This is a genomic window from Sphingomonas sp. (genome assembly GCF_024508665.1).
In the GTDB taxonomy this organism is placed as follows: domain Bacteria; phylum Pseudomonadota; class Alphaproteobacteria; order Sphingomonadales; family Sphingomonadaceae; genus Sphingomonas.
Map to the genome: position 1 here is coordinate 375,287 of NZ_JANINP010000007.1, position 26,437 is coordinate 401,723.

Below are 26,437 nucleotides of genomic sequence, written 5' to 3' on the forward strand. Positions count from 1 at the left end.
AGGCACCGCGACGAACGCTAGCGTGCAAGCGGCAAGGTGAGCGTCGCGGTCAGGCCGCCGTCGGGCGCGTCGCCCAGGGTCAGGTCGCCGCCATAGAGAATCGCCAGTTCATGTGCGATCGCCAGCCCGAAACCATGCCCTTCGCCGCGCTCGTCGAGCCGGGCGCCCTTGGCCAGTGCCCGATCCCGCTCGACCGCCGGAATGCCAGGGCCATCGTCCTCGATCGTGACGATCGCCGAGCCGGACGCCGCCCGGGCACCGATCACGACGCGCGACCGCGCCCATCGCATGGCGTTGTCGGCCAGATTGCCGATCATCTCGTCCAGGTCGGTGCGGTCGACCGCAACCGTCAGTTCGGGCGGAACCGCGACGTCGATCACGACGCCGCGCTCGGCATGGATGCGACGCAAGGCCGTGGCGAGACCCTCGGCTACCGCGATGACCGGGGTCACCACGCGCTCGCTCGCGATACTGGCGCGCGCACGCCCGAGGTGATGCCGCACCGTCGCGTCGAGCCGCGCCACCAGCGCCGCGAGGCGTCCGTCGGGGTCGCGCCCGGCTTCGCCGACGACCAAGGCCAAAGTCGCGATCGGCGTCTTCAGGCCGTGTGCGAGATTGGCAGCGCTCCCCCGCGCCGCGGCGAGCGCTGCCTGGTTATCGGCGACCAGCGCGTTGAGCTCGCCGGCGAGCGGGGCGAGTTCGGCGGGCTGGTCCTCCGGCAGCCGCTCGGCGCGGCCATTGCGCACCGCCGCGATATCGTCGCGTAACCGGTCGAGCGGGCGCAGGCCGAGGCGCAACTGGATCAGGGTCGCTATGGCAAGCAGCACGCCCAGCGCCAGCAACGACAGGATCAGCGGCGCCATCGCCCCCAGGATCGGCCGTGTGATCGTCTCGCGCGGCGTCGCGACCGCGACCGTTGCGGGCCCGGCATCGGTCAGCACGGTGCGCCAGCGGCCATGGACCGGCTCGCCGTCGATCAGGTCGCTGTCGAACGGCCGCCAGGGCGATGCATCGCGATCGTGCCTGCGATCGGGGCGAAGGTGGGGGGGCGGTAGCCGATCGAGCATCGCCTTGGTCAACGGGCCTAGCCCGCCGCGCGACAGCGAACCGCTCGGTGTATCGATCCGCCAGACGTCGCCGGGCGCGAATCCGGCCTCGATCTCGGCGGCGCGGGTCCGATCGATCGCGCCGTCGCGCGTCACCAGGCTGGCGAGCACGAAGCCTTCATTATCCAGCCGCTGATCGGCTCCGTGGACGACGAAGCGTTCGAGGATACTGCCGATAGCGACGCCGGCGACGATCAATGCGATCAGGGTGGCGATGGCGGAGAGCGCGAGCAGCCGCCCGCGGATCGATCGTGGCAGCAGCCTCATTGCAGTGCCGTCGGCGCATCGGCGGTCAGACGATAGCCGCGTCCGCGCACCGTCTCGATCAAGTCGCGCCCGATCTTGCGCCGCAACCGTGCGATGATCACCTCGAGCGAGTTCGAATCGGGATCGGCGTCATTCTCATAGACGCGGTCGAGCAGGTCGAGCCGCTCGATGACGCTTTCCTTGCGCAGGATCAGCGCCGACAGGACGCGCCATTCGAGCGCCGTCAGGCGGAGCGGCAGTCCGTCGAGCTCGAACTGGCCGGTCTGCGCGTCATAGCTGAGCGGACCGCATACGACGCGCGGCGCGGCGTGCCCGGCGGCGCGGCGGGCGAGCGCACGCAGCCGCATCACCAGTTCCTCGACGCGGAACGGCTTCGTCAGATAATCGTCGGCGCCGGCGCGGAAGCCCTCGACCTTGTCGGACCAGCCGTCGCGCGCGGTCAGGATCAACACGGGCAGAGCACGGCCCGCGGCGCGCCATTCGTTGAGCACGGCGATCCCCGATTTGACCGGCAGGCCGAGGTCGAGCACCGCTGCGTCATATTGGCCGGTATCGCCGAGATGCGCGCCATCTTCGCCGTTCGTCGCGTGATCGACGGCGAAATTCTCCGCTCTCAGCGCGCGCAGGATCGCGGCGGCCAGATCGGCATCGTCCTCGACCAGCAGGATACGCATCGTCTTCCTTTCGCCGGCGGAGCTACGCCACCCGCTTAAACCGAAACTGAACGCCGGGGTTCAGCGGAGCGTGTCGACGTATCGCTACGACTCGGGACCATCGCAATCCTGAAGGAGATCGAACGATGGTCGATGTGAAGAATTTGATGAGCCGCCCGGCGATGTTGGGGATCGGCGGCGCGGTGTTGCTCGCGGTGGGTGCCGTCGGCGGGGCGGGGGCGGTCGGACTGACGCGGCCCGGGATCGAAATGGCGCCGATCCGACCGGTCGCGATCGCATCGCTGGCACGAGGTGGCGACGGGCTGGTGACGGTGCGCGGCAAGGTCGCGGAAGTCTATGGCGACCGCTTCACGATCACCGACGGTAGCGGCAAGACGATGGTCGATGCCGGCCGAGATGGCGACAATGCGGTCGCGGCGGGTCAGGATCTGCTGGTCCAGGGCCGCTATGACGATGGCCAGTTGCACGCGTCCTTCCTGGTCGATGGCAATGGACGCGTGCGCGCGGTCGGGCCGTTCTTCGCGCATGGGCCGCACCGGGGCGGACCTGGGGAGCGGCATGGTCCCGGCGGTGCGGGGCCGGGCCATGACGGTCCGCCGCCCCCCGGATGCGATGCGCCGCCACCGCCGCCGCAGGCACCGGTATCGCCGGCGCCCATTACCCCGAAGCAATAAACCAATACGCGCGGTCACCCTGGTGGCCGCGCGTCGCTCAACTCGCCTTGCGGATCTTGCTCACCGGTGTCGGAGCGTTGAGCCGCTCCAGGTTGAAATTCTGGGCGAATTCCAGACCCGCCCGGCCGTTCTTGGCCCAGCGCACGGTGGCCGGGAACATCTGGCCTTCGAGCAATTCGATCTGCACGTCGACACCCGATGGGTCGACCGGGAATTCGACGCCGTCGATCAGTGCGCCGGTCGACGAGATGTTGCGGATGCGCACTTCGCCTTTGGCGATCCCCAGATCGAGGATGGCGGAGCGCAGCATCGTCGATCTCGGGCTACGGCTGGCCTTGTAGCCCAGCGGCGTCGCCTGCCCCCCGGCGGCCTGCAACTGGCGGATGACTTCCTCGCTGCGCGCCGGCTTGCCGTAGACATAACCCTGGATGTGGCTGCAGCCGAGTTCACGGATCAGTTCGACTTCGTCCTGATGCTCGACGCCCTCGGCGGTGGTTTCCATGTAGAGGGTGTTGGCCAGCGTCACGATCGCCTTGATGATCGCGGCGTTGCGGTTGCCCGGCACCGCGGCGCCGCGCACGAAGCTCTGGTCGATCTTGATCTTGTCGAATGGTGCCTTCTTGAGATAGCCGAGCGACGAGTAGCCGGTGCCGAAATCGTCGAGCGCCAGGCGCACGCCGATGCCCTTGAGCGACTTGAACATCTGCTCCGAGCTGGCGGTTTCGTTGACGAACACGCCTTCGGTGATCTCGAGCTCGAGCCGGTGCGGCGCCAGGCCCGAATTGGCGAGGGCAGAGGTGACGATCGCGGGCAACGCCGGATTGGCGAACTGGATCGGAGAGACGTTGACCGCGACGCGGACATGGTTGGGCCAGCCCGCGGCCTCACGACATGCGGTCCGCAACACCCATTCGCCGATCGTCTCGATCATCCCGCATTCCTCGGCGATCGGGATGAATTCGGCCGGGCTGATCGCGCCGCGCGTCGGGTGATCCCAGCGGATCAGCGCCTCATAGCCGACGATCTGCTCGCCGTGGGTCGAGACGACGGGTTGGTAGGCGACATAGAATTGGTCGCCGACCAAGGCGTGCCGCAGATCGTCTTCGAGCTGTTTCTTGGATTGAGCGCCGGCGAGCAACTCGCCTCGGAAGAAGCGATGGACACCGCGGCCGTCGCCCTTTGCCTCGTACAGCGCGAGGTCGGCGTTGCGGATCAATGTCTCGGAATCATTGCCATCCTCGGGCGATATCGCGATGCCGATCGAGCAACCAATGGTGATCGACGATCCCTCGATGAAATAGGGCTGCGACAGCGATCCGATCACTGCTCGGGCGAGATCGCTCAGCCGGTCGCGATTGCCTTCGCCGGGCAGCACGACCTGGAATTCGTCGCCTCCCAAACGGCCGACCAGACCGGCCTCGCCGACAGACCGCTGCAGCCGCTGCCCGACTTGTTTCAACAGCGCGTCGCCCATCTGGTGGCCGAGCGTGTCGTTGACTGCCTTGAAGCGATCGAGGTCGAGCAGGAACAGCGAGGTGATGGCATGGCCCGATTGCGGCGCCAGCGTCTTGTCGAGAGAGGCGCGCATGCGCTGGCGGTTGGCAAGGCCGGTCAGCCCGTCGAACAGCGCCAGGCGCGTGATCTCGGCTTCGGACCGACGCTTCTCGGTGAGGTCGCGGCCAGATCCGACAAAGCCCTGGAATCGGCCGAGTTCGTCGATCATCGGTCGGCCGGAAATCGACCACCAGCGCTCGCTGTCCTCGTCGGCGGTGGGGCAGACCGAATAGTCGGAAAAGCTGGTCCGCGAGGACAGATGGAAACCCAAAGTGCGTTCGGTGTCGCCAGCTTCGGTGTCCATGCGGAAGATGTCGTTGAGCCGCCCGCCGATCGGCTCGACTCCTAGCCGCGCGAACTCGCGCCCGACCTTGGCCGACAGATAGGTGATCAGGCCGTAGCGATCCGTCTGCCAGAACCAGCCGTCACCATGATCCTCGACCTCACGCACCAATTGCGCGGCGAGGCGGCCCGAACTGTTCTCGGCTTGGTCGAGCCGGTTGCGTTCGACATCGTTGCGGGCGAGCCGGACGGTCGCGATCGCCAGGCTGGCGAGCGCCAGGAACGCGATCGCCGTTGGCATGCCGAGTCCGGTATGCAGCAGCACCATGCCGGCAAGCGCGGCGGCAAAGACCAGGGTCGCCGCCCGCAACGGATGGATCGCGACCGCGGTAATCGTCACGCCGGCGAATACTGCGATAAATCCGGCGAGATGATATTCTCCCACCGGAAATGCCGCGACCAGTGGCAGCAGCGACAATAGTCCGACGCCGAGCGCGGCCGAACAAAGGGTCAGGGTGCGAATTTGGACATGAGTCGGCCAGAAACGCGCGAAGGCCAGCTTGAGCTGGGCCAAAGCGGCGAGCGAAGCGGCAGCGATCACGCCGCCGCGAAGCGCCGCCATGCCGATCAGGTCGTCGCGCCCGAAATAATGCGCGATCAGGCCGACGACGAAGGGCGCGAGCAACTGGGCGAACAGCACGAAAGGCCAAACGGCGCCCAACTCACCGATGCGCCGCAACCGCGCTTCGATCGTCTCCGGCGTGGCGTCGGCGTCGAGCGCGAGCGCGCCCCAGGTGGAACGCGTCGCATTGACCACGGATCGGCGCGAACGAAAGGACATGACCGTCCCGATAACGCGAAGACGTTAGGAAGTGCTTTCAGCCGGAACCAAAAGAGACGATCGATCCGAAGGTGGTGGCGGGATCAGCCGGCGTCGCGTGTTCGAATAAAATCGATGAAGGCGCGGAGCGGCGCCGGCATCAAGCGGCGGCTGTGATAATATAGCGAGGGACCGGGAAACGGCTCCATCCAGTCGCTCAGAATCTCGACCAGCGTGCCGCGCGCCAATTCTGCCGCGAAGAATTCTTCGAACCCGGCCGCTATGCCGAGTCCAGCGACCGCCGCCGCGATCTCCATCTGCATCGACGTGGCGATGAGTGGCCCGTCGGGAGCGATGCGATAGCGGCGACCGCCGCGTTCGAAATCCCACGCTGCGAGCCTGCCGCTCGCGAAGCGATGGCCTAGCCTTTGGTGTCCGGCCAGGTCGCGTGGGTGCCGAGGCGTTCCGTGGCGATCGAGATAGGCGGGCGCGGCGACACAAGCGAAGCGCTGCTGGCGCGGACCGATCGGTACGGCGATCATGTCGCGATCGATGCGTTCCTCGTATCGGATCCCCGCGTCGAATCCTGCCGCAAGTACGTCGACCAGCTCGTCCTGTGCGATGACCTCCATTCGGATACCGGGGCACGCGGTCAGGAATTGCGCGGTGATCGGCGGCAAGATGTGCCAGGCGACGATACTGGGGACATTGAGGCGCAGCGTGCCGCTGACCCGGTCGCTGTCGGCAACGAGATCGTCGGCGGCATGCGCGAGTTCGGCCAGGACAGGCGTCAATCGATCGAGCAATCGTCGGCCGGCTTCGGTTGGGGTGACGCTCCGAGTGGTGCGGTTCAGCAGGCGGACGCCGAGATCACCTTCCAACCGGCGTACTGCTTCGGACAGCGACGAGGCAGAAAGGTTGCGCGCCTGAGCGGCGGCGCGAAATCCGCCCGCCTCGGCAACCGCCGCGAACTGCGCGAAATCGTCGAGATTGGGAGAAGTCATTGTACGGAATTTCGCACGGGGTGTTTCGGTTGTCACGGCTTATCGCACGATGTTCGCCGCTGCATATACGGTGTGCGAAAAGGAGTTTGAGCCATGGAATACAGAAAGCTTGGCAAAACCGGCCCGATGACTTCGGCGATCGGATTGGGCTGTATGGGTATGTCGGGAGCATATGGGCCTGCCGACCGCGGCGAGGCGATCGCGACGATCCATGCCGCACTCGACGCCGGCGTGACGTTGCTCGATACCGGGGATTTCTACGGTCAGGGCCACAATGAGATGCTGATTGCCGAGGCGGTCGCCGGCCTGCCGCGCGACGCCTATCAGCTCAGCGTCAAATATGGCGGGCTGCGCGACCCGGCGGGCGCGTTTATCGGCTTCGATGCGAGCCCGCGCTCGACCAAGAATTTCCTCCACTACACGCTACAGCGGCTGCGGGTGGACCATATCGACATCTATCGCCCCGCGCGGCTCGACCCCGATGTGCCGATCGAGGAGACGATCGGTGCGATCGCCGAGATGGTGCAGGCTGGGTATGTCCGCCATATCGGCTTGTCGGAAGTCGGGTCGGAGACGATCCGGCGTGCCGCCGCAGTGCATCCGATTGTCGACCTGCAGATCGAATATGCCCTGGTGAGCCGGGGTCCCGAGGACAGCATCTTGCCGACGCTGCGCGAACTCGGAATCGGCGTTACGGCTTATGGCGTCCTGTCGCGCGGGCTGATCAGTGGGCATTGGCAAGCATCAAATGGGGCTCGACCGGATGATTTCCGCGCGCATTCGCCACGCTTTCAGGCGGGCAATGTCGAAACCAATCTGCAGATTGCCGACCGGCTCAAGGCGATTGCCGATGCCAAGGGCATCACCACCGCGCAACTCGCCATCGCCTGGGTCGCGGCGCAAGGGCAGGACATCGTGCCGCTGGTCGGGGCCAAGACGCGCACGCGGCTGCAGGAGGCGCTAGGCGCGCTCGACGTGATGCTCAGCGCCGGCGATCTTGCGGAGATCGAGGCCGCGGTGCCGCGCGGCGCGGTGCAGGGCGACCGTTATCCGGCATGGGGCATGGCCTCGCTCGATAGCGAGCGGGGGTAAGGTCTGCCAGTTCCTAGGGCCGGTAGCCTTCCCATTCGGCCGGAAGGCCGACCGGCCCGAGCAACTGGTTGGTCAACGGCACGAAGATTGCCGCTGCGCGATTGTCGTTGGCCATCAACAGAATGCAGCTCTGCCGCGTGTCGACGCACATCGCGTAATTCTCGGTACCGTCGTCATGCCCTTCCTTGAAATAGGCATGGCCGAACCGGCTTTCGAACGTGCCCCAGCCGACGCCATAGCCCAGCTTCATGCCTTTCCAGCGATCGGTGCGATCGTCGCTTAGCGTCGGAAACTGGGTAGGGCTGTCGATCCAGATCGTGGGGCGGACCATGGCCGTGTGGGCGGCAATACCCAGCCCGTCGCCGCGCGAGACCGCGGCGAGAAACCGCGCCCAGTCCGCCAGGGTCGTGGTCATGGATCCGGCAACGTCCACCTTCCGCCGATGCGCGAAGGGCTGGCGCTGGCCGTCCGCGGTGTAGCCATAGGCGAAGCGGCCTTCATAGCTTTCCCGCCAGGTCATCGAAGTGTCGCCCATGCGGAAGCGGTCGAACACGCGCGCCTGGATTTCCTTGCCGACATCGATCCCCAGACCCTGTTCGAGGACGAATTGAGCCAGATGGACGCCTTCGCCCGAATAGCCGTAGCGCGCGCCGGGATCGCGGTGGAAGCGCAGCTTCTTGTCGTCCTCGAAGAAGCGGAAATTGGCGAACCCGCTGCTATGGTTCATCAGGATCCGCAAGGTGAGCTTGCGCCAGCGCTCGTCGCCCTTGAGATCTGCATAAGCGTCGTAATCGGGCAGCGGCTTGGGCAAATATTGATCGATCGGCTTGTCGAGATCGACTTTGCCTTCGGCGACCAATTGCATCAGCATCCAGGCGAAGGTCGCCTTGGTCAGCGACGCGCCGGGCATGATCGTCGCCGGCGTCATCGGCGCCTTGTTGTCGAGCGAGGCATAGCCATAGCTTTTGATGAAGACGATCTTGCCCTTGCGGATCACCGCGATCCCCAGGCCAGTGACCTGATGGCTAGTCATCATCCGCTGGACCAGCCCGTCGACGGCGTTTTCCGACAGCCGCCGGTTGTCGAGCGTGTCGAACACGCGCTGCGGCCGTTCGGCGGCCCCGATCGCGAATAGCGCCAAGGCGGCGGTCAATAGTCGCAACGATCGGCCGGACGGCATGCGAGTCTCCCAGAACATCGGCGCTCTATCGCCGCTCAGGCGCGATTAGCCAATTCCTCGTATGCGGCGGTCAGGCGCGGCAGCACCGGATCGTGGCCGGCGGGCAGGGGTAGGCCGAGATGTTCGTGCCGCATCTCATCCATGAACGCCTCCCACAAAGGCGGCCCGCCTTCCTCCAACAATTGCGCGCGAATCGCGAGTTCGGGCGTGGTCGGCAGATGCCGCCGCCCCCAGGCACCTATCTGGGCGAGCACAGGTAGCAACTGAATCGCCGGCTCGGTCAGGCTGTAGATCGCCTTTTGCTTGTGGCTGGGATCGTCGCGCTTGGTCAGCAAGCCGCGATCGACCAGTTTCTTAAGCCGATCGGCCAGGATGTTGGACGCGATCCCTTCCTGAGAATGAAAGAGGAGTTCGCGATAATGGCGGCGGTTGCCGAACATGATGTCGCGGATGACGATCAGGCTCCAGCGATCGCCCACTATCTCCATCGTCAGGTTGATCGGACAGCCCGATCGCTTCGCCTCAGCCATGGCGCCAATGTAGGAAACCGCTTGCAATGTGCAACTGCTTAATTTAGCCGATGCAGATACCGCTTGCGAACTGCAAGCAGTCTTGCGAGGAGGATGCCGTGAAATTCCTGTGCCTTTGCCACTATGAATCGGCGCGCTTCGCCGAGCTGACGCCCGCCGATTTCGAGGAGATCGGCGCGATCTGCGCGCCGCACGATGCGGCGCTGAAGGCGAGCGGGAAGGTCGAGATGATCGGCGCGCTCGGTATGCCCGAACAGTCGCGCACGCTGCGCGCTGAGCATGGCGCGGTGACTGACTTGGCAGGTCCCTACCATTCGACGCCGGAGCTGTTCGGCGCCTTCTTCATCGTCGAGGCCGATGATGTCGACGGCGCAGTCGAGATCGCGAAGCTCCATCCGGGAACGCATCTCGGCGACAAATTCGGGCGCGGCGGAATCGAAGTGCGCCCGATCGAATTCATCGAACGGCCGTAAGCAGGAGAGAGCTGATGGGTAAGGTACGCGTTGCCGGGTTTGCGGTGTCGGTCGACGGGTTCGGGGCCGGACCTGAGCAGAGCCTGGACGATCCGCTCGGCAAGAATGGTGAAGAGATGCACGGCTGGTTCTTCCCGACACGGTTCTTCCGGACCATGGTCGGGAAAGAGGGCGGCGAGACCGGCATCGACAACAGTTTTGGCGAGCGGGCGATGGCTGGGTTCGGCGCGTACATTCTCGGGCGCAACATGTACGGGCCGATCCGCGGCGAGTGGAACGGCACCGATTGGAAGGGCTGGTGGGGCGCCAATCCGCCTTATCACGCGCCAACCTATATCCTGACCCATCATCCGCATCCGCCGATCGAGATGGAAGGCGGCACCACTTTCATCTTCGTCACCGACGGCATCGAAAGTGCCCTGGAACAGGCGCGCGCCGCGGCGGGCGATCTCGACGTCAAGATCGGCGGCGGGGTGTCGACCGTGCGGCAATATCTGCAGGCGGGGCTGATCGACGAACTCCATTACGCCGTGTCGCCGATCGTGCTGGGGCAGGGCGAGGCGATGTTCGAGGGCATCGACCTGCGTGCGCTCGGTTTCACCCCGACCGAGCAGGTGATGGGGGAGCGGGCGCTGCACATCGTGCTCTCGAAGGGAGAAGGCAAGTGACGCTGAAGCTCTATGCGCATCCGCTGTCATCCTATTGCCAGAAGGCCAAGACGGCCTTTTACGAAAAGCATGTGGCGTTCGAGGAAGTGATGCTCGACGGCAGCGAGCCGGTCGCGAGCGAGTTCGCAGCGCTTTGGCCGATCGGGCGCTTTCCTGCGCTGACCGACGGCGGCCGGCTGGTTTTCGACGCGACCACGATCATCGAATATCTCGACGTAAAATCACCCGCCAATCGCTTGATTCCGGATGACGCGGACGCCGCGGTCGAGGTCAGGATGTGGGATCGCTTCTTCGACAATTATGTCATGTATCCGCAGCAGCGCCTGGTCTACATCGCGATTGGCCGCGAGCATGACGATGGCGGTGCGAAGTGGCAGGCGCAGCTCGACACGGCTTATGCGTGGCTCGATCGCCATCTCGCCGGGCGGCAGTGGGCGGCGGGCGACGATTTCAGCTTGGCCGACTGCGCGGGCGCGCCGGCCCTGCTCTACGCCGACTGGACCTATGCCATTCCGAAGCATTTCGAGAATCTATGGGCCTATCGCGATCGCCTGCTGGCGCGTCCGAGCTATGCCCGGGCGCTCGATGAAGCACGGCCGTATCGCCATTACTTTCCGCTGGGCGCTCCGGAAGGACGGGACTGAGATATGGCGACGTCGCTCTACGATCTCAGCGTGCCGACCTTTCTGCAGACCGTCAGCGCGGTTGCCGGTTTCCTTGATCGCGCAGTCACGCATTTCGAGCAAACCGGCGGCGATCCCGAAGCATTCGTGAGTGCTCGGCTCTACCCCGACATGGCGCCGTTCCATTTCCAGATCGAGGCATTGTCGCATCATGCCGCCTGGGGCGTGGAAACCCTGAAGACCGGCGTGTTCGATCCGCCCGGGCTGATCGGCGCGATGCCGTTCGCCGATCTTCAGGCAATGGTCGGGCGCGCGGAGGCAATGTTGCGCGCCTTCACCCGCGAGGAGATCGATGCCTGCGCGGGCAGGGAGTTAGATCTCCAGATCGGCCCGCGCCGGCTTGCCTTCACGGCGGAGGAGTTCATCCTCTCCTTCTCGCTGCCGAACTTCCATTTTCACGCCGTCACCGCCTACGACATCCTGCGCTCGCGCGGCGTGCCGATCGGCAAGCGGGATTATGAGGGGCAGTTGCGGACTTTGCCGGCCGGCGAGCTGTAGCGGCGCCCTTTTGATCCTTTCGTCGCCCCGGCGCGGGCAGGGGCGTCGGGTTATCGGGCGAAGACGTTGCGTCAAACACAACGGTCCCGGCCTGCGCCGGGGCGACGAGAGAATGACGGTGCGCGATCGACGACTGGTCATGTCCGATCAGTCGCGGCAGACGTCGCCGCGCGGTTCGACTAGGCGCCGAGCAGGTCCGCCAGTTCCGTCAGGCTATTCACGCTCCATTCCCAATCCTGCGCGAAATGACGGTCGGGCGCTGGTCGCCCGCCATATTCCATCGGGCGATCGACATAAGCGGTCATCAGACCGCAACCGCGCGCCGCGGCGAGATCGCTGTGGTGCGCGGCGACCAGGCAGAGTTTATCGGGCTGGATGCCGAGTTGGCGAGCGGTCGCGAGATAGGCTTCGGGATCAGGCTTGTAGTGCCCGCTGACTTCGGCGCCGAGGATCGCGTCCCACGGCAATCCGGCTCGCCGCGCCATATCGAGCATCAGCGCAATATTGCCGTTCGAGAGGGTGACGATCGGGAAGCGCGCCTTGAGCCGCGTCAGCCCGGCGACCGCGTCGGGCCAGGGATCGAGCCGGTGCCAGGCGTTGGTGAGGTCGGCCAGGCCTTCTTCACCAATGGTTTGCGGGTCGATGTCGAGACTGCGCAACAAGTCCTCGAGCATCTCGCGATGCAGCACATCGAGGATGACGAAGCCGCGCTCGCCCTCGCGCACTCGCGCCATCGCGGGCTGGTATCGCGCTCGCCAGCCATCGGCGAAGTCGTGCGGATCGATAACCTCGCGTCCCAGCCTGGCGAGCACTGGCGCCGCCTCGCGGGCGATGCTGGAGCGCCAATCGACCACGGTACCGAACACATCGAAAGCGAGAGCCTTAGGCAAAGTCATCAGCGCCTTCTTGTTTCATCGCCGCGCTCGGCGCTAGAGGGCCCGCTCATGACCACGACCATTCGCGCAGCCGATCTGATCGAGAGCGTCGCCGACGCGCTCCAGTTCATCTCCTACTACCATCCGATGGATTATATCCGCGCGCTCGGGACGGCCTATGAGGCGGAGCAGTCGCCCGCGGCCAAGGATGCGATCGCGCAGATCCTGACCAACAGCCGGATGTGCGCCGAGGGGCACCGGCCGATCTGTCAGGATACCGGTATCGTCAACGTGTTCGTCAAATGGGGCATGGATTGCCGCCTGGACGACACGTCCCGCTCGATGCAGGAGGTCGTCGATGAGGGCGTGCGGCTCGCATACCTCAATCCGGAGAACAAGTTGCGCGCGTCGGTGCTCGCCGACCCGGCCTTCACCCGCCGGAACACCAAGGACAACACGCCGTGCGTGCTCCATGTCGAAATGGTGCCCGGCAGCCGGGTGTCGGTCGACGTAGCGGCCAAGGGCGGCGGTTCGGAGAACAAATCCAAGTTCAAGATGATGAACCCGTCCGATTCGATCGTCGACTGGGTACTCGAGATGCTGCCGCAAATGGGCGCCGGCTGGTGTCCGCCGGGCATGCTCGGCATCGGCATCGGCGGCACGGCGGAGCATTGCGTGCTGCTCGCCAAGAAGTCGCTGATGGAACAGATCGACATGGCGAGCCTGAAGGCGCGCGGGCCGAAGACCGATATCGAGGCGCTGCGCATCGAGATTTTCGACAAGGTCAACGCGCTTGGCATCGGCGCGCAGGGCCTGGGCGGCCTGTCTACCATCCTCGACGTCAAGATTATGGACGCGCCTTGCCATGCGGCCGGCAAGCCGGTGGCGATGATCCCGAATTGCGCGGCGACACGCCACGCGCATTTCACGCTCGACGGCTCGGGCCCGGCCTATCTCGAAGCGCCCAAGCTCGACGAATGGCCCGACGTCAACTGGACGCCGGACAAGGCGGCGAAGCGGGTCGATCTCGACACGCTGACGCCGGAGGTCGTGCAGAGCTGGAAGCAGGGCGATCGCCTGCTGCTCAACGGCAAGATGCTCACCGGCCGCGATGCGGCGCACAAGCGGATCGCCGACATGCTGGCCAAGGGCGAGGAGCTGCCGGTCGAGTTCAAGGGCCGGGTGATCTATTATGTCGGCCCGGTCGATCCGGTCGGCGAAGAGATTGTCGGGCCGGCGGGCCCAACCACCGCGACGCGCATGGACAAGTTCATGCGCATGATGCTCGACCAAGGCCTGCTTGCCTGTGTCGGCAAGGCCGAACGCGGCCCGGCCGCGACCGAGGCGATCAAGGAGGCGAAGTCGGCCTATCTGATGGCGGTCGGCGGCGCGGCCTATCTGGTGGCGCGGGCGATCAAGGGGTCCAAGGTCGTCGGGTTCGAGGATCTGGGCATGGAAGCGATCTACGAATTCGAGGTGGTCGATTTCCCGGTGACGGTCGCGGTGGATAGCGAGGGCAACAACGTCCACCAGCTGGCGCCGTTGGTGTGGCGCGAGAAGATCAAGAGGGAGAAGTTGCTGGAGGGGGTCTAATTCGTCGCCCCGGCGGAGGCCGGGGCCGCCGCGTTTGACGCGACGCGCTCGCCATATAACTTAGCGGCCCCGGCCTCCGCCGGGGCGACGGGGAATTATGCGCGGCGGCTATACCTACATCATGACGAACAAGCCCTTCGGCGTGTTGTATATCGGCGTGACGTCGAGCCTCGCATGGATCGAGGCGCATCGTGAAAAACGAGGCTCTGCGTTCGCCGCGAAATGGGATTGCACCCGGCTGGTGCTGATCGAAGTGCATGATTCGATCGACGATGCGATCCTTCGCGAGAAGCGCTTGAAGAACTGGAACCGCGTGTGGAAATGCCGGCTGATCTCGGAACAGAATCCCAATTGGGATGATCTGTGGGATCAGTTGAATGGTGGGGCGGTGGCGAATGTTGCGCCGGATAACATAGCGGCCCCGGCCTCCGACGATTGCGGCGCAGGCGCACGGCGAATGAGCTTCCCGACCAGATCTTGTCGTGCGCTTCAATGAGCCGGAAAATCGTCCTCCATTCCCCGCTCGACCCCCTCGCACTGGCAACCAGGCTGCGCGGCGTGCTGGGTGATGAGAAGGCCAAGCCTAAGGCCGGCGTCACCGGGCATGGCAGCGAACAGGACATGATGCTGTTCGTCTATCGCCCCAATATCCGAACCAACATGAACGTGCGGCTGGTCGCGACAATGCAGCCCGACGGCACCGGCACCCGGATCGAGGGAAAGATCGGGCCCGCGAGCTACGTTACTTGCTTCATGGTCTTCTGGTTCGGGTTTCTGTCGATCTTCCTGGTCATTGCCGGTTTTTCGGCAGCGAACGGCGCGCCGTTCGAATTCTGGGGCATATTCGGCGGCATTCCGCTGGCCATGATGGCATTCGGCGCATTGCTGTTCCAGCTCGGCCGCGGCCCCAAAGGCAAGGATGAGAAGGCAATCCTCGATTTCCTCGCGCGCACCGTTCAAGCGCGCGAGGCATGACCTTCCCTCTCTGGCTGCCCGCGACTTTGCTTGCCGGCGCGTTGCAGGCGTGGCGGACCGCCGTGCAGCGGCGAGTGTCGAAAACACTGTCGGTCAACGCGGCCGGCCTGGTCCGCTATCTTTATGGCCTGCCGGTCGCGATCTGCATGATGCTGGCGTACCAGTTCGTCATCGCGCCTTCGGTATTTCCGACGCTCGGCCACGGGTTTCTCCTGTTCTGCGCGGCCGGTGGTCTGGCGCAGATCGTCGCGACCAATTTGCTGCTGATGGCATTCGGCGAACGCAATTTCGTCGTCGGCACGGCTTATTCGAAGACCGAAGCTGTCCAGAGCGCGATCCTGTCGGTCGTGCTCCTCGGCGATCATCTGAGCCTTCTCACCTGGCTTGGGATCGGCTTCGGCGTGGCCGGCGTGATGGTGCTGTCGACCGGGGGAAAGAGGATGCGGCCGGGCGAGCTGTTGCGCTCGCTTGGCCGGCCCGCGGCGCGCTATGGCATCGCCTCCGGCTTCGTCTTCGCACTGACGACGATCGCGATCCGCCGCGCGACGATGGAAGTCGCGACGCCCGATCATATCCGTGCCGCGCTGATCGTGCTGGCGATGACGGTCGCGCTGCAGACGCTGATGCAGGGAAGTTATCTTGCCTGGCGCGAGCGTGACCAGGTGGCCAAGGTATTCGCGGAGTGGCGCACCGCCGGGCAGGTAGGACTGATGTCCTCGGTCGCCTCGGCATGCTGGTTCACCGGCTTCGCCTCGGCGCCGGTCGCGTTGGTGCGGATCGTGGGGCAGGTCGAGGTCGCCTTCACTATGGCGTTCGCGCATTTCTATCTGGGCGAGACGACCGCGAAGAGCGAAGTGGCGGGGTTGCTGCTGGTAGCGATCGGCGTAGTGCTCGCGCTTGCCGGCGCATGGTAGGAGACGGGCATGGCCTTCGATGTCGAACCGATCGCTTATGTCCGCGGCGGCCGTGTGCAGGCGGTCGACGACGACTGGGATCGCGAGACCGCGGTGGTCGAACTCGAACCACGGTTCGGGCCGGATGCGTTGGCTGGACTGGACGCCTTCAGCCATGTCGAGATCGCCTTTGTGTTCGATCGCGTTCCGCCGGAGAAAATCGAGACCGGTGCGCGGCATCCCCGCAATCGCGCCGACTGGCCGCTGGTCGGCATCTTCGCGCAACGCGGCAAGAACCGGCCCAACCGGATCGGCATCACGATCTGCCGGATCGAGAAGGTCGAGGGCACGCGGCTTCACGTCCGCGGGCTCGATGCGATCGACGGCACGCCGGTGATAGACATCAAGCCGGTGCTGCGCGAATTCCTGCCGCGCGGTGAGGTCCGCCAGCCCGATTGGGCGAGTGAATTGATGGCGGGATATTGGCAGGCATGACCGGCGCCGTGCCCCGCAAGGCCGGCATGGGCGCGTTGTGGGCGACGGTATTGGGATCGAGCGTCGCGATGATCGACGGATCGGTGGTCAATGTCGCCTTGCCCGCGATGGCCAAGGCTCTCGACGCGAACGCGGCCGGCATCCAGTGGATCGTCAACGGCTATATGCTGCCGTTGTCGGCGCTGGTGCTGATCGGCGGCGCGCTGGCGGACTCGCTCGGGCGCAAGACAATATTCCTGGCCGGTTTGTCGCTGTTCGCTTTTGCCTCGATCGGCTGCATGGCGGCGCCGACGCTTGGCTGGCTGATCGCTGCGCGCGTCGCGCAAGGGATCGGCGCCGCACTGTTGACGCCGGCGAGCCTTGCCATCCTGGGCGCCGATTTCGAGGGCGAGGCGCGCGCGAAGGCGATCGGAACCTGGGCGGCCGCGGGCGCGATCGGCGCGGCGATCGGGCCGATCATCGGTGGCTGGCTGGTCGACGCGGTCGGCTGGCGCTGGGTGTTCGGCCTGATCGTGCCGATCGCGGTCGCCGCCGCCATTCTCGCGGTGGTCGCGGTCGAGGGCGGGCATGATCCGGAAGCGGCGAAACCCGACTGGCCGGGCGGAGCGTTGGCGACGATCGGGCTCGGTCTGCTGGTCTGGGGGCTGACGATCGCCACGTCGGGCGGGCAGGGGGCAGTATATTCTATTGCTGGCGGCGTGGTCGCGTCGGCGGCGTTCCTGTGGTGGGAAAGCCGATGCGGTACGCGCGCGATGGTGCCGCTCGGCCTGTTCGGCACCCGAAGCTTCAGCGCGATTACGGTACTGACCTTCCTGCTCTATGCGGCGCTCAGCGGTGTGCTGCTGCTCCTGCCTTATCTACTGATCTCGACCGGGTGGCGCGCGACCGCGGCGGGGGCTGCGATCCTTCCGTTGCCGCTGATCATGGGCGCGGGATCGCGCGCGGCGGGCGCCCTGGCCGAGCGGATCGGGGCACGCTGGATGCTGGGAGCGGGGCCGGTGCTGGTCGCGACCGGTTTCGCCGCGATGCGCATCATTCCCGGCACGGCGATCGCGTTTGTCCCGCATATCCTGCCCTCGATGCTGTTGATCGGCATCGGCATGACCGCGGCGGTCGCGCCACTGACCAACGCGGTGATGGCATCAGTCGATCGCCACCATGCAGGCGCCGCCTCTGGCGTGAATAACGCGACTGCCAGGATCGGCGGGATGGTCGCGGTTGCGTTGATCGGGTTGGTGTTAACGGGCGGCGGACGCGGCGTGTCGATAGAGGCTTTTCATGCCGCTTTATGGCTGGCCGCGGCGGTCGCGGTGACCGCGGGCGTGGCGGGCTGGTTTTCGGTACCCGCCAAACAACCCTAAAGCTTCCTTAACCCTCGCCGTTTAGTTGCTGGAAGCGGAGGAATTCGGGGGGCAACGCGGTTGGACATCGCAGCGACGGTACGGAAGGCGGCGAAGATGTCGGGCGAGCTCGGCATCCGTACGCTCGACCTGCAAGCAGACATTACCGAACTGGCCGAGCGCGTAACCGCGCAGGCGGCGACGATCGACACGATCGGCGGCGAAGCGGTGCGCCTGGCCGATGACGGCACCGATGTCGCGCGCGCGGCGGAGGAAGCAAAGCGCAGCACCGCGGCGGCGCGGCTGGTGATCGAGGATTCGACGCGTCAGCTTTCCGACGCCTCGATCAACGTCGTCGACCTGATCGATCAGGTCAGCCGCATTCACGCGAGCCTGGGCGCGTTCAACGAGGCGCTCGCCTCGGTCAGCCACGTTACGCAAGTGATCAGCGGGATTGCCAGCCAGACCAATCTGCTCGCGCTCAATGCCACGATCGAGGCGGCGCGCGCGGGCGATGCCGGACGCGGCTTCGCGGTGGTCGCCGGCGAGGTCAAGAAACTGGCACAGGAAACCGCGGCGGCGACGCAGACGATCGAACGCTCGATCGGCGCTTTGGCGGGCGAGGCGGCGGGGATGCTCGACCGCGTCGCGCACGGCGTCGAAACCGCCAAGACCGCGCACCAGGGCAGCAAGGATATCGAGGAACTGGTCGACCGGCTCGGCGCGCTGATGCGCGATCTGTCGATGTCGAGCGAGCGCGTCAGCGATCGTATCGGCTCGATGGTCGAGTCGGTCGGCAACATTCGAACGGGACTCGGAGCGCTGTCGGCCACGTCGGGCGCCAATGCCGACGGTTTGCAGCGCCTGTCCGGACGGGTGACCACAGTCAGCGACGACACCAACACTCTGCTCCAGCATTTCGCCGAGAGTGGAGTGGAGATGGTCGATTCGCCCTATATCGCGTTCGGCCTCGACGTCGCGAAGCAGGTATCGGACGCGCTCGCCCGCGCGGTGGCCGACGGCAAGATCTCGATGGCCGATCTGTTTCGCGACACCTACGACCATATCCCCGGGACCAATCCGCCGCTGTTCAGCCACCCGGTCCAGCCGTTCATCATCCCGGCGGCGCGGCCGCACCAGGAACGGGCGCGGAGTTACAAGGGCTTTTTCGGGATGAGCTTCAGCGACCGTAACGGCTTCGGCGCGGTGGCGATGCCCGAGCGATCCCACGCGCAGCGACCGGGCGACGATGCCTGGAACACGGAATATGCACGCTGCGGGATGATGTTCGAATTCACCGAGACCCAGCAGCAGTGCAAGATCACCGACCCGTTCTGCCTCAAGGCCTATCGACGCCAGGTCGCCGACGGCAGCGTGTTGCTGCTCAAGCAGGTCATCGCCTCGATCGCCGTCGAGGGCCGCCATTGGGGCATCCTGCAATTCGCCTATGAGGATCAGGGCTGAGTTAGTCTTCCAGGTCGCCCTCGTCCTCGGCCGGCCACTTCAGACTAGCGTATAGCGTCGGCACCGAATTCCACACGATCAGGATGAAAAATGTAGCACTGATGCTCATCCTGATCAGGATGAGCAGTCTGTCGAAGTCGTCGGTGCCCTGAAGCACGACAGAGGTACGCCACGGTAGAAGTACGATAAGCGCGACCGATGCGATCAGTATCACCGGAAGCGTTGCGAGATAGGCGGAACTACGAACCTGGGCGTCGCGCTCGTCGACTGTTTTCGACCAGCCCAATGGTTTGACCGGCCCGAACATCGGCATCCAGCCCGAAGGAAGAAAGCCGAGTATTACGACAATTTCGCCGAGGAAGGCGCCAAACAACGTCATCGCAATGCCGATCGCGCCGAGTGTGATCGACAGGATCGGTAACCAGCGCATCGGGCGCCGGCGCGGGTTCATCTCGTCGAGACCGTTGTAGACGGTTGGAATTCCCGTGCGATTGGCGAGCGCATCGAGGCGCTCGATCAGCAATTTGGTCATTAATCGTCCTCGTCTTCTGTCGATCCGCGTTGCCAACTGGCATGAAGCGTCGGTACCGCGTTCCAAAGGGTGAGCAGATACATCGCGGCGAACCCGCCTAACGCGACCATTTCCGCAGGCGGACGCTGTTGGACCCAAGCGAGTATCGGCAAGCCGACCAGCCCGCACACCGCACAAAAAAGTATGACCGGCAGCGCGGTCAGATAGGCTTTGGCGCGGATTTGTGCGTCGAGTTCGTCGACACGCTCCGTGAACGACATCCAGGGCTTGATCGGGCCCATGAGCGGGAGCCAGCCGGACAGCACGAAGCCCGCCAATAATATTCCATCGCCGACCAACAGGACGCGGCCACCGAACAGGGTGACTGCCATCCCCACCGTCCCGAGCGCGAGGGCGATGAGCGCCAATCCCCTCAACGGTCGCCGCCGCGGTGGCCGTCTGGCCAGGTCCGGGATACCGGTCAGTTTGGCGACGTCGTCGAGGCGCTGCATCAGCGGCTTGGTCATGCGGAATCTCCCGCCCGGCGCAGGACTGCCGCCACGGGCTCGAAGGGTTTGAACGAAAACAGATGCTCGATCGCGACGTCGAACTCGGCGGCGATCTTCATCGCCAGCTCCAGGCTCGGTTTGTAGTCACCGCGTTCGAGATAGCCGATCGTCTGGGGGTTGACGCCGACCGCTTCGGCCAGCGCCTTGCGCGAGACGCCGCGTTCGGCGCGGAACAAGGCAATCCGATTGTAGAGCATCATGAGTGCGTTTTCACGATCATATGTTGTGTTTACACAACGAAGCGTCGAGAGAGTCAATAGGGCTTGTTCGGCGCGCCGCATAGGATAGAGGGCGCGGATGCGGTGGGTGAAACGTGTCGGTGCCGGGCTGCTCTGGCTGGTCGTGCTCTTGTGCCTTGCCATCGCCGCCGTCCCCGACTTCCTCGATGCGCGTTATTATCGCGGACCGATAAGCGGCCATTTCGATGGCGAGCATTTCTTCAACCCTGACGGCAGCGACGATGCCTTGTCGCCGCGGGGCGGGATGGGCACGATGCTGCGCTACGTGACGGCGCGCGATAATCGCCCCGTCTGGCCTGATCGCGTAGCGGTGACCCCAACCCGGCCGCCGGCACGAGTCGACGGGGATCGGATGCTCGCGACCTGGGTCGGGCATGCAACGGTATTGGTGCAAACGCAGGGGCTCAACATCCTGACCGATCCGGTGTGGAGCAAGAGCGCCGGTCCGTTCGGAATCGGGCCGAGCCGCGTTGCCGAGCCGGGTATCCGGTTCGCGGACCTGCCCAAGATCGACCTCGTGCTGGTCAGCCACGATCATTACGATCACATGGACCTGGCGACGCTGAGCAAATTGTGGAATCGCGACCGTCCGCTGATCGTCACCAGCCTGGGCAATGACAGCGTGATCGGCCAGGCAGGCGTGCCGGCGCGCGCGCTCGATTGGGGCGGCGAGGTCGCGGTACGGCCGGGCGTGAGCGTCGTCGTCAATCGCAGCCATCATTGGGACAGCCGCTGGTTCGCCGACCGCAACCGCGCACTCTGGTCGGGGTTCGTCGTGCGGCTGCCCGGCGGCAACCTGTTCTTTGCCGGCGATACCGGCGCGGGCGACCTCCAATGGGCGAACCAGGCGGGGTCCTACGGCCCGATCCGGCTCGCGCTCATTCCGATCGGAGCATTCCGTTTCACGGCAGGGCAAATGGCCGCGGGGAGCCATATCGGTCCGGTCGACGCCGTCGAGGTCTTTCGTCGCCTGGGCGCGGCGCACGCGATAGCGATTCACTGGGGAACGTTTCGCCTATCCTATGAAGGCTGGGACACGCCGCCGCGGCTGTTGGCGGCAGCGGAGGCGTGCACCAACCAACGCGGCTTCTCCGCGGTGCGGATTGGCCGGACAATGGAAATACCAGCCTTTGCGCCGCAGCCGCCACGACCGGCAATGACGCGCGGCGGCCTGTTGCGCTGCCTCGACACGGCGGCGGTTGCGGCGCTGCGCTGATGTCCCGCAACGGATCGCGTGACCGCTTGGGGTCGGTCGCGCTCAATGCTATGAGGCGCTGCGGAGGGGGGTCGCAATGTCCCGGATGATGGCGCAACGACGCCGCTACGAAACGTCGCTCGATCGGATCGGGCTGGCGATCGGCGCGGGTGGACTGATGGGCGGCACGATCGCCGTCCTGCTGATGCTGTTCGGTGGCACCTTCGCGATCGGCACGCTGGCCATCGCGTTGATCATCGGCTCGGTGCTTACGGCGCTCGCCATTACGGCGCTTGCCGCCTTTCCCTGGATGCTGCTCCACGCCGCGGGGCGCCGCGGGCCAGTCAGCGCGGCCCTGCTCGGGGCGGCGATCGGTTTCGTCGTCTTCCTGGGCGGACAGACCTGGATTTACGGGTTGGTCGAAATGCCCGCGATGGACGCGCGGACCTTGCTGTTCCGCTGGGCGAGCGGCATCGCCACGGCTTTGGTCATGGGCATGATGTCGGCGGGGATCGCGGTGGTGATGTGGCGCGTCGCGTATCGGCGGACGGATTAGCGCCTTCCCGGCTGGCAGTCCGTGACGACGCGGATGGCCACGTCGTCACGGATGCCGTAATCAGATCAGCTGCACGCGCCGACGCGATGTGCCTCGCTATGCACCTTCTGGGTCATCGACGCCTTGCCGGTCATACTGACCTCCGCGTCCGAGCTCATCGACGTCGCCGTATAGGTGCCGGTCGTCTTCATCGCCATCGTGCCGGTCGGCAGCTTGCAGTTCATGTCCATCGCGATCTTGCCGCCGGCATAGGTGCTGCTGTTGATCGTGCAGTCGGTATTGGCCTGTTTGAGCAGGTCGCCCGGTCCCCTGGCCGCCTGTTCGGGCGTCATGCAGGTGGTAGTCGTCACCGGCTCCGGCTTGGGGACGGTCATCCCCGCCGGCATGCCGCTCATCTTGAGGTCGGTGACTACGATCTTGGTCTCCCATTTGCCCGGTTGCAGTCCGAGTGCCGCCGCGGACGGAGGCGCGTCGCCGGTGGTGGTGACGGTGCCGGTCGCGGAATTGGTGGTGATCGTCGTCGAGCTCGTTTTCTCGCCGCAGGCAGCCAGCGCGAGCGTTGCGGTAGCGGCGAGGATCAAGGGAGTGGTGCGCATTTTTTCTCTCTCCATCATGGATTTCGGCGCGACCGTTCCCGCTTTGTTGCGGGTTGGCGCGACAGTCACCATATTCACTCTCTATGGCAATCCAGATTCGCACCAGCCTGGCTGAGCCCGAAACCGGCCAGTCGTTCATTCCGCACCGTCCCGAGCGGCCGGAAAAGGTTGAGGGCGGCAAGGCATTCAAGCTGGTCAGCGATTACGAGCCGTCGGGCGACCAGCCGACCGCGATCAAGGAATTGACCGAGGCGGCGTTGGCGGGCGAGCGCGACCAGGTGCTGCTCGGCGTGACGGGATCCGGCAAGACCTTCACCATGGCCAAGGTGATCGAGACGTTGCAGCGGCCGGCACTGATCCTGGCGCCCAACAAGATCCTCGCCGCGCAGCTCTATGGCGAGTTCAAGAGCTTCTTCCCCGATAATGCGGTCGAGTATTTCGTCAGCTATTACGATTATTACCAGCCCGAGGCGTACGTCCCGCGGTCCGACACGTACATCGAGAAGGAAAGCTCGGTGAACGAATCGATCGATCGCATGCGCCATTCGGCGACGCGCTCGTTGCTCGAACGCGACGACGTGATCATCGTCGCCTCGGTCAGCTGCCTCTACGGCATCGGCTCGGTCGAGACCTATTCGGCGATGATCTTCGACCTCAAGAAGGGCCAGACGGTCGACCAGCGCGAGATCGTGCGGAAGCTCGTCGCACTCCAGTACAAGCGGAACGATGCGGCGTTCCAGCGCGGCAATTTCCGCGTGAAGGGCGACACGCTGGAAATCTTCCCGTCGCACTATGAGGATACCGCCTGGCGCGTGTCGTTCTTCGGCGACGACATCGAGGAGATCACCGAATTCGATCCGCTGACCGGCAAGAAGGTCGCCAGTCTGAACTATGTCCGCGTGTTCGCGAATTCACATTACGTGACGCCAGGGCCGACGCTCAAACAGGCGATGGAGGCGATCAAGCACGAGCTCGCCGAGCGCCTCAAGGAACTGCAGATCGAAGGCAAATTGCTCGAGGCGCAGCGGCTCGAACAGCGTACCAACTTCGACCTGGAAATGATTGCGGCGACGGGATCTTGCGCCGGGATCGAGAATTATTCGCGCTTCCTGACCGGGCGCCTGCCGGGCGAGCCGCCGCCCACCTTGTTCGAATATCTGCCCGAGAACGCGTTGCTGTTCGTCGACGAAAGTCACCAGACGATCGGTCAGATCAACGGTATGGCGCGAGGCGACCATCGGCGGAAGATCACGCTGGCGGAATATGGCTTCCGCCTGCCGTCGTGCATCGACAACCGGCCGCTACGCTTCAACGAATGGGACGCGATGCGCCCCCAGACCACCTATGTTTCGGCGACGCCGGGCGAGTGGGAGATGGAGCAGACCGGCGGCGTGTTCGCCGAGCAGGTGATCCGCCCGACCGGGCTGATCGATCCGCCGGTCGAAATCCGCCCGGTCGAGGAGCAGGTCCAGGACGTCATCCAGGAATGCAACAAGACCACGGCGCTGGGCTATCGTACGCTCATTACCACGCTGACCAAGCGGATGGCGGAGGACCTGACCGAATATATGCACGAAGCGGGGGTCAAGGTCCGCTACATGCATTCGGACGTCGAGACGCTGGAGAGAATCGAGCTGATCCGTGATCTTAGGCTTGGTGTCTACGATGTGCTGATAGGCATCAACCTGCTGCGCGAAGGCCTCGATATTCCCGAATGCGGGCTGGTCGCCATCCTCGATGCCGACAAGGAAGGTTTCCTGCGGTCCGAGACCTCGCTGATCCAGACGATCGGCCGCGCCGCGCGCAACGTCGAGGGGCGGGTGATCCTTTATGCCGATCGCATGACCGGCAGCATGGAGCGTGCGCTCAACGAAACCAACCGCCGCCGCGAGAAGCAGCAGGCCTATAATCTCGAGCACGGCATCACGCCGACCACGATCAAGCGCAATATCGGCGACATCATCGCGCACGTCGCCTCGCAGGATCAGGTCACCGTCCCGATCGACGAAGAGCGCCCGCACATGGTCGGGCATAATCTGCGCGCCTATATCGAGGAACTCGAAAAGAAGATGCGCAAGGCCGCGTCCGACCTCGAGTTCGAGGAAGCCGGGCGCCTGCGCGACGAGATTCGTGCGCTGGAGGCAGAGGAGCTGGGATTGCCCGCCGACGACCGCGTACTGCCGCCGGTGATGGGCCGCTCGAACGAGGGCAAGCCCGGCACACGCAAGACGCGGTACGGTAAGGTGCAGAAGAAGTTCGGGAGTGGAAGCCGGCGATAATCCCGATCGCCATTTCCTCGATCCGTTATCCCCGTTTGGGCGAATGACGGCTCAAGGGAAGCTCTGTTCCGGCGTCATATTTGCGTTTGATAGGCTTTTTGGCTCGAACAGCGACCCGGTGTCGTTTCCGTCCTATCGTTTTTCCGTTCGATTCCCTGACATTCCCGGCACATAAGGGGATATAGGCATGGCGACGGTCGCGGGGCGTGTTGGCGGACGGTTGAACACCGAACGACGGTTTTTCGTCGGCATGGCGGCAGCCATGATCGTCGCAACCTTCGTCGGATTTGCACCGTCTTATTATCTGACGAGTGTGTTCGCGGGCCCGCGTCTGTCGATGCTGGTCCATGTTCATGGCGCGGTTTTCACGCTCTGGATGCTGCTCTACGCGGTCCAGACCGGGCTCGTGTCGGCGGGCCGCACCGACGTGCACCGCGCCGTCGGGCCCGTTGCGGTAGCGGTCGCGGTGGCGATGGTGCCGCTCGGGATCGCAACGGCGATCATTACCAAACAGGTCGCTGCTGCCGCGCATTTGCCCCCGCAGGGACCGCCGCTGATCTTTCCGCTGGGGGCGATCCTGACCTTCGCCATCCTGACCGCCTGGGCTGTGGCGATGCGCAAGCGCGCGGCCTGGCACAAGCGCTTGATGCTGCTCGGCACGCTCGCGCTGCTGACTACGCCGTTGGCGCGGGTGACGCGCATGACGCATTTGCCGCTCACGCCGGCATTGGGCGGGATCATCCTTACCGACCTCATATTGCTGGTGCTCGTCGCCTATGACTTGCGCACGATGGGGAGGCTGCACGCTGCGACTAAATGGGGCGGGGCGGTCTTCCTGCTAACTCAGGCCATCCGCATCGTGCTCAACATGACGCCCGCTTGGCAGGCCTTTGCAAAAAGCCTGACCGGTTGACCTGAGCATCGCGCGGAAAAACGGCACCGATCTTCCGAAAAAAGCGATGCGACCACAAACTAGCCGACCGTCAAATCCTGTTTGTCCGCGCCGTAATAGCTCGCCAGACGGTCGGCATAAGCCTGATCGAAATCGGGCGCCGCGCCCGACCAATTGGGACCGCCTTCCAGGGTCCTGGGCTCGACGCTCGCGACATAGGCATCGGCGGCGAGGTCATAAGCGAGCAGTTGGATCGGCACCGCGTAGAAATGCTTGCCGACGCCGAGAAAGCCGCCGAGGCTGAGGACCGCATACATCGCCCGGCCCGACCTCTTGTGCACCATGAATGCGTGAAGCGTGCCGATCGTCTTGCCGCCGTCGCGTCCGCGAACCTTCATCGTCGTGTCCAGGGTCGCCGCCACCAGGGGTTGGATGCTCGTCTCGGCCACTTTTGCCCTTT

At 64.9% G+C, this 26,437-nt stretch carries 29 protein-coding genes; 17 read left to right on the forward strand and 12 right to left on the reverse strand.

Going from position 1 to position 26,437, the window contains the following annotated elements; all coding sequences use genetic code 11:
• Window positions 1-17: 17 nt before the first annotated feature.
• On the reverse strand, window positions 18-1,373 hold the full coding sequence (locus Q0L25_RS17010) for a sensor histidine kinase (RefSeq protein ID WP_296616340.1): 1,356 nt from the start codon (window positions 1,371-1,373) through the stop codon (window positions 18-20).
• Window positions 1,370-2,047 (reverse strand): response regulator transcription factor, encoded by a 678-nt coding sequence (locus Q0L25_RS17015; protein WP_296616341.1) that lies wholly within the window; start codon window positions 2,045-2,047, stop codon window positions 1,370-1,372. The genes Q0L25_RS17010 and Q0L25_RS17015 overlap by 4 nt, the downstream gene beginning before the upstream one ends.
• A 125-nt stretch (window positions 2,048-2,172) precedes the next feature.
• Here Q0L25_RS17015 and Q0L25_RS17020 point away from each other — a divergent pair, with 125 nt between their 5' ends.
• Window positions 2,173-2,721 carry a hypothetical protein gene (locus tag Q0L25_RS17020; protein WP_296616343.1) on the forward strand — a complete coding sequence of 183 codons (549 nt, stop codon included), beginning with the start codon at window positions 2,173-2,175 and terminating at the stop codon, window positions 2,719-2,721.
• Window positions 2,722-2,758: 37 nt separating this feature from the next.
• On the opposite strand, the gene Q0L25_RS17025 is transcribed toward Q0L25_RS17020, so the two are convergent.
• Window positions 2,759-5,374, reverse strand: a complete 2,616-nt coding sequence (locus tag Q0L25_RS17025; protein WP_296616344.1) for an EAL domain-containing protein — start codon at window positions 5,372-5,374, stop codon at window positions 2,759-2,761.
• A gap of 107 nt (window positions 5,375-5,481) precedes the next feature.
• Window positions 5,482-6,381, reverse strand: coding sequence for a LysR family transcriptional regulator (locus Q0L25_RS17030; protein ID WP_296616346.1), 900 nt, complete (start codon window positions 6,379-6,381; stop codon window positions 5,482-5,484).
• A gap of 93 nt (window positions 6,382-6,474) precedes the next feature.
• Here Q0L25_RS17030 and Q0L25_RS17035 point away from each other — a divergent pair, with 93 nt between their 5' ends.
• The gene (locus Q0L25_RS17035; protein WP_296616347.1) at window positions 6,475-7,473 is read left to right on the forward strand and encodes an aldo/keto reductase; all 999 of its coding nucleotides are present in this window, start codon (window positions 6,475-6,477) and stop codon (window positions 7,471-7,473) included.
• Between the two features lie 13 nt (window positions 7,474-7,486).
• On the opposite strand, the gene Q0L25_RS17040 is transcribed toward Q0L25_RS17035, so the two are convergent.
• Both Q0L25_RS17040 and Q0L25_RS17045 read right to left on the reverse strand, forming a co-directional pair.
• Entirely contained in the window at window positions 7,487-8,671 is a 1,185-nt protein-coding gene (locus Q0L25_RS17040) for a serine hydrolase (protein ID WP_296616349.1), read from the reverse strand.
• 17 nt (window positions 8,672-8,688) lie between these two features.
• Entirely contained in the window at window positions 8,689-9,183 is a 495-nt protein-coding gene (locus tag Q0L25_RS17045; protein ID WP_296616350.1) for a helix-turn-helix domain-containing protein, read from the reverse strand.
• Window positions 9,184-9,281: 98 nt separating this feature from the next.
• Between Q0L25_RS17045 and Q0L25_RS17050 the strand changes: the two genes are divergently transcribed.
• The 4 genes from Q0L25_RS17050 to Q0L25_RS17065 are packed head-to-tail and all read left to right on the forward strand — an operon-like array spanning window position 9,282 to window position 11,505.
• Complete coding sequence (locus tag Q0L25_RS17050) at window positions 9,282-9,656, forward strand: YciI family protein (protein WP_296616352.1); 375 nt, start codon at window positions 9,282-9,284, stop codon at window positions 9,654-9,656.
• Between the two features lie 14 nt (window positions 9,657-9,670).
• Window positions 9,671-10,324: a dihydrofolate reductase family protein gene (locus tag Q0L25_RS17055; RefSeq protein WP_296616353.1), complete on the forward strand. Its 654-nt coding sequence runs from the start codon at window positions 9,671-9,673 to the stop codon at window positions 10,322-10,324.
• Window positions 10,321-10,968, forward strand: coding sequence for a glutathione S-transferase family protein (locus Q0L25_RS17060; RefSeq protein ID WP_296616355.1), 648 nt, complete (start codon window positions 10,321-10,323; stop codon window positions 10,966-10,968). The genes Q0L25_RS17055 and Q0L25_RS17060 overlap by 4 nt, the downstream gene beginning before the upstream one ends.
• Window positions 10,969-10,971: 3 nt before the next feature.
• Window positions 10,972-11,505: a DUF1993 family protein gene (locus tag Q0L25_RS17065; RefSeq protein WP_296616356.1), complete on the forward strand. Its 534-nt coding sequence runs from the start codon at window positions 10,972-10,974 to the stop codon at window positions 11,503-11,505.
• 179 nt (window positions 11,506-11,684) lie between these two features.
• Here the strand turns inward: Q0L25_RS17065 and Q0L25_RS17070 are convergent, their stop codons facing one another.
• Window positions 11,685-12,401 carry a haloacid dehalogenase type II gene (locus tag Q0L25_RS17070; RefSeq protein WP_296616358.1) on the reverse strand — a complete coding sequence of 239 codons (717 nt, stop codon included), beginning with the start codon at window positions 12,399-12,401 and terminating at the stop codon, window positions 11,685-11,687.
• A 48-nt stretch (window positions 12,402-12,449) separates the two neighbouring features.
• Between Q0L25_RS17070 and Q0L25_RS17075 the strand changes: the two genes are divergently transcribed.
• The 7 genes from Q0L25_RS17075 to Q0L25_RS17105 all read left to right on the forward strand — a co-directional run bounded on the left by Q0L25_RS17075 (window position 12,450) and on the right by Q0L25_RS17105 (window position 19,140).
• Window positions 12,450-13,973, forward strand: a complete 1,524-nt coding sequence (locus Q0L25_RS17075) for a fumarate hydratase (protein WP_296616359.1) — start codon at window positions 12,450-12,452, stop codon at window positions 13,971-13,973.
• Window positions 13,974-14,070: 97 nt separating this feature from the next.
• Entirely contained in the window at window positions 14,071-14,469 is a 399-nt protein-coding gene (locus Q0L25_RS17080) for a GIY-YIG nuclease family protein (RefSeq protein ID WP_367184167.1), read from the forward strand.
• Window positions 14,466-14,948, forward strand: a complete 483-nt coding sequence (locus tag Q0L25_RS17085; protein WP_296616360.1) for a hypothetical protein — start codon at window positions 14,466-14,468, stop codon at window positions 14,946-14,948. The genes Q0L25_RS17080 and Q0L25_RS17085 overlap by 4 nt, the downstream gene beginning before the upstream one ends.
• Complete coding sequence (locus tag Q0L25_RS17090) at window positions 14,945-15,862, forward strand: EamA family transporter (RefSeq protein ID WP_296616362.1); 918 nt, start codon at window positions 14,945-14,947, stop codon at window positions 15,860-15,862. Before Q0L25_RS17085 ends, Q0L25_RS17090 begins: the two co-directional genes overlap by 4 nt.
• Before the next feature lie 9 nt (window positions 15,863-15,871).
• Complete coding sequence (locus tag Q0L25_RS17095) at window positions 15,872-16,336, forward strand: SAM-dependent methyltransferase (RefSeq protein WP_296616363.1); 465 nt, start codon at window positions 15,872-15,874, stop codon at window positions 16,334-16,336.
• Window positions 16,333-17,697, forward strand: a complete 1,365-nt coding sequence (locus Q0L25_RS17100; protein ID WP_296616365.1) for an MFS transporter — start codon at window positions 16,333-16,335, stop codon at window positions 17,695-17,697. Before Q0L25_RS17095 ends, Q0L25_RS17100 begins: the two co-directional genes overlap by 4 nt.
• A gap of 96 nt (window positions 17,698-17,793) precedes the next feature.
• On the forward strand, window positions 17,794-19,140 hold the full coding sequence (locus tag Q0L25_RS17105; protein ID WP_296617791.1) for a methyl-accepting chemotaxis protein: 1,347 nt from the start codon (window positions 17,794-17,796) through the stop codon (window positions 19,138-19,140).
• Window position 19,141: 1 nt separating this feature from the next.
• Here Q0L25_RS17105 and Q0L25_RS17110 read toward each other — a convergent pair whose 3' ends face one another.
• Genes Q0L25_RS17110 through Q0L25_RS17120 form a run of 3 tightly spaced genes read right to left on the reverse strand, consistent with a single transcriptional unit; the run spans window position 19,142 to window position 20,420 of the window.
• On the reverse strand, window positions 19,142-19,672 hold the full coding sequence (locus Q0L25_RS17110) for a hypothetical protein (protein ID WP_296616367.1): 531 nt from the start codon (window positions 19,670-19,672) through the stop codon (window positions 19,142-19,144).
• Window positions 19,672-20,178, reverse strand: coding sequence for a hypothetical protein (locus Q0L25_RS17115; protein WP_296616369.1), 507 nt, complete (start codon window positions 20,176-20,178; stop codon window positions 19,672-19,674). The genes Q0L25_RS17110 and Q0L25_RS17115 overlap by 1 nt, the downstream gene beginning before the upstream one ends.
• Complete coding sequence (locus tag Q0L25_RS17120) at window positions 20,175-20,420, reverse strand: helix-turn-helix transcriptional regulator (RefSeq protein WP_296616370.1); 246 nt, start codon at window positions 20,418-20,420, stop codon at window positions 20,175-20,177. The genes Q0L25_RS17115 and Q0L25_RS17120 overlap by 4 nt, the downstream gene beginning before the upstream one ends.
• A 97-nt stretch (window positions 20,421-20,517) precedes the next feature.
• On the opposite strand from Q0L25_RS17120, the gene Q0L25_RS17125 reads away from it, so the two are divergent.
• Window positions 20,518-21,675: an MBL fold metallo-hydrolase gene (locus Q0L25_RS17125; RefSeq protein WP_296616372.1), complete on the forward strand. Its 1,158-nt coding sequence runs from the start codon at window positions 20,518-20,520 to the stop codon at window positions 21,673-21,675.
• A gap of 76 nt (window positions 21,676-21,751) precedes the next feature.
• Window positions 21,752-22,210, forward strand: coding sequence for a hypothetical protein (locus Q0L25_RS17130; RefSeq protein ID WP_296616374.1), 459 nt, complete (start codon window positions 21,752-21,754; stop codon window positions 22,208-22,210).
• Window positions 22,211-22,275: 65 nt separating this feature from the next.
• On the opposite strand, the gene Q0L25_RS17135 is transcribed toward Q0L25_RS17130, so the two are convergent.
• Window positions 22,276-22,806 (reverse strand): DUF3617 domain-containing protein, encoded by a 531-nt coding sequence (locus Q0L25_RS17135; RefSeq protein WP_296616376.1) that lies wholly within the window; start codon window positions 22,804-22,806, stop codon window positions 22,276-22,278.
• A gap of 83 nt (window positions 22,807-22,889) precedes the next feature.
• On the opposite strand from Q0L25_RS17135, the gene uvrB reads away from it, so the two are divergent.
• Window positions 22,890-25,085, forward strand: coding sequence for an excinuclease ABC subunit UvrB (gene uvrB, locus Q0L25_RS17140; protein WP_296616378.1), 2,196 nt, complete (start codon window positions 22,890-22,892; stop codon window positions 25,083-25,085).
• Window positions 25,086-25,272: 187 nt separating this feature from the next.
• Entirely contained in the window at window positions 25,273-25,998 is a 726-nt protein-coding gene (locus tag Q0L25_RS17145; RefSeq protein ID WP_296616379.1) for a hypothetical protein, read from the forward strand.
• 59 nt (window positions 25,999-26,057) lie between these two features.
• On the opposite strand, the gene Q0L25_RS17150 is transcribed toward Q0L25_RS17145, so the two are convergent.
• Window positions 26,058-26,399 (reverse strand): PRC-barrel domain-containing protein, encoded by a 342-nt coding sequence (locus Q0L25_RS17150; protein ID WP_296616381.1) that lies wholly within the window; start codon window positions 26,397-26,399, stop codon window positions 26,058-26,060.
• Window positions 26,400-26,437 lie beyond the last annotated feature (38 nt).

What these genes read in the sequence shown, in the direction of transcription:
- Q0L25_RS17045 (WP_296616350.1), bottom strand. Translation starts at nt 9,183, where the DNA reads ATGGCTGAGGCGAAGCGATCGGGCTGTCCGATCAACCTGACGATGGAG.
- Q0L25_RS17115 (WP_296616369.1), bottom strand. Translation starts at nt 20,178, where the DNA reads ATGACCAAGCCGCTGATGCAGCGCCTCGACGACGTCGCCAAACTGACC.
- Q0L25_RS17010 (WP_296616340.1), bottom strand. Translation starts at nt 1,373, where the DNA reads ATGAGGCTGCTGCCACGATCGATCCGCGGGCGGCTGCTCGCGCTCTCC.
- Q0L25_RS17130 (WP_296616374.1), top strand. Translation starts at nt 21,752, where the DNA reads ATGTCCCGGATGATGGCGCAACGACGCCGCTACGAAACGTCGCTCGAT.
- Q0L25_RS17090 (WP_296616362.1), top strand. Translation starts at nt 14,945, where the DNA reads ATGACCTTCCCTCTCTGGCTGCCCGCGACTTTGCTTGCCGGCGCGTTG.
- Q0L25_RS17085 (WP_296616360.1), top strand. Translation starts at nt 14,466, where the DNA reads ATGAGCCGGAAAATCGTCCTCCATTCCCCGCTCGACCCCCTCGCACTG.
- Q0L25_RS17120 (WP_296616370.1), bottom strand. Translation starts at nt 20,420, where the DNA reads ATGATGCTCTACAATCGGATTGCCTTGTTCCGCGCCGAACGCGGCGTC.
- Q0L25_RS17015 (WP_296616341.1), bottom strand. Translation starts at nt 2,047, where the DNA reads ATGCGTATCCTGCTGGTCGAGGACGATGCCGATCTGGCCGCCGCGATC.
- uvrB (WP_296616378.1), top strand. Translation starts at nt 22,890, where the DNA reads ATGGCAATCCAGATTCGCACCAGCCTGGCTGAGCCCGAAACCGGCCAG.
- Q0L25_RS17105 (WP_296617791.1), top strand. Translation starts at nt 17,794, where the DNA reads ATGTCGGGCGAGCTCGGCATCCGTACGCTCGACCTGCAAGCAGACATT.
- Q0L25_RS17110 (WP_296616367.1), bottom strand. Translation starts at nt 19,672, where the DNA reads ATGACCAAATTGCTGATCGAGCGCCTCGATGCGCTCGCCAATCGCACG.
- Q0L25_RS17095 (WP_296616363.1), top strand. Translation starts at nt 15,872, where the DNA reads ATGGCCTTCGATGTCGAACCGATCGCTTATGTCCGCGGCGGCCGTGTG.
- Q0L25_RS17065 (WP_296616356.1), top strand. Translation starts at nt 10,972, where the DNA reads ATGGCGACGTCGCTCTACGATCTCAGCGTGCCGACCTTTCTGCAGACC.
- Q0L25_RS17035 (WP_296616347.1), top strand. Translation starts at nt 6,475, where the DNA reads ATGGAATACAGAAAGCTTGGCAAAACCGGCCCGATGACTTCGGCGATC.
- Q0L25_RS17070 (WP_296616358.1), bottom strand. Translation starts at nt 12,401, where the DNA reads ATGACTTTGCCTAAGGCTCTCGCTTTCGATGTGTTCGGTACCGTGGTC.
- Q0L25_RS17075 (WP_296616359.1), top strand. Translation starts at nt 12,450, where the DNA reads ATGACCACGACCATTCGCGCAGCCGATCTGATCGAGAGCGTCGCCGAC.
- Q0L25_RS17145 (WP_296616379.1), top strand. Translation starts at nt 25,273, where the DNA reads ATGGCGACGGTCGCGGGGCGTGTTGGCGGACGGTTGAACACCGAACGA.
- Q0L25_RS17125 (WP_296616372.1), top strand. Translation starts at nt 20,518, where the DNA reads ATGCGGTGGGTGAAACGTGTCGGTGCCGGGCTGCTCTGGCTGGTCGTG.
- Q0L25_RS17055 (WP_296616353.1), top strand. Translation starts at nt 9,671, where the DNA reads ATGGGTAAGGTACGCGTTGCCGGGTTTGCGGTGTCGGTCGACGGGTTC.
- Q0L25_RS17080 (WP_367184167.1), top strand. Translation starts at nt 14,071, where the DNA reads ATGCGCGGCGGCTATACCTACATCATGACGAACAAGCCCTTCGGCGTG.
- Q0L25_RS17040 (WP_296616349.1), bottom strand. Translation starts at nt 8,671, where the DNA reads ATGTTCTGGGAGACTCGCATGCCGTCCGGCCGATCGTTGCGACTATTG.
- Q0L25_RS17020 (WP_296616343.1), top strand. Translation starts at nt 2,173, where the DNA reads ATGGTCGATGTGAAGAATTTGATGAGCCGCCCGGCGATGTTGGGGATC.
- Q0L25_RS17135 (WP_296616376.1), bottom strand. Translation starts at nt 22,806, where the DNA reads ATGCGCACCACTCCCTTGATCCTCGCCGCTACCGCAACGCTCGCGCTG.
- Q0L25_RS17030 (WP_296616346.1), bottom strand. Translation starts at nt 6,381, where the DNA reads ATGACTTCTCCCAATCTCGACGATTTCGCGCAGTTCGCGGCGGTTGCC.
- Q0L25_RS17100 (WP_296616365.1), top strand. Translation starts at nt 16,333, where the DNA reads ATGACCGGCGCCGTGCCCCGCAAGGCCGGCATGGGCGCGTTGTGGGCG.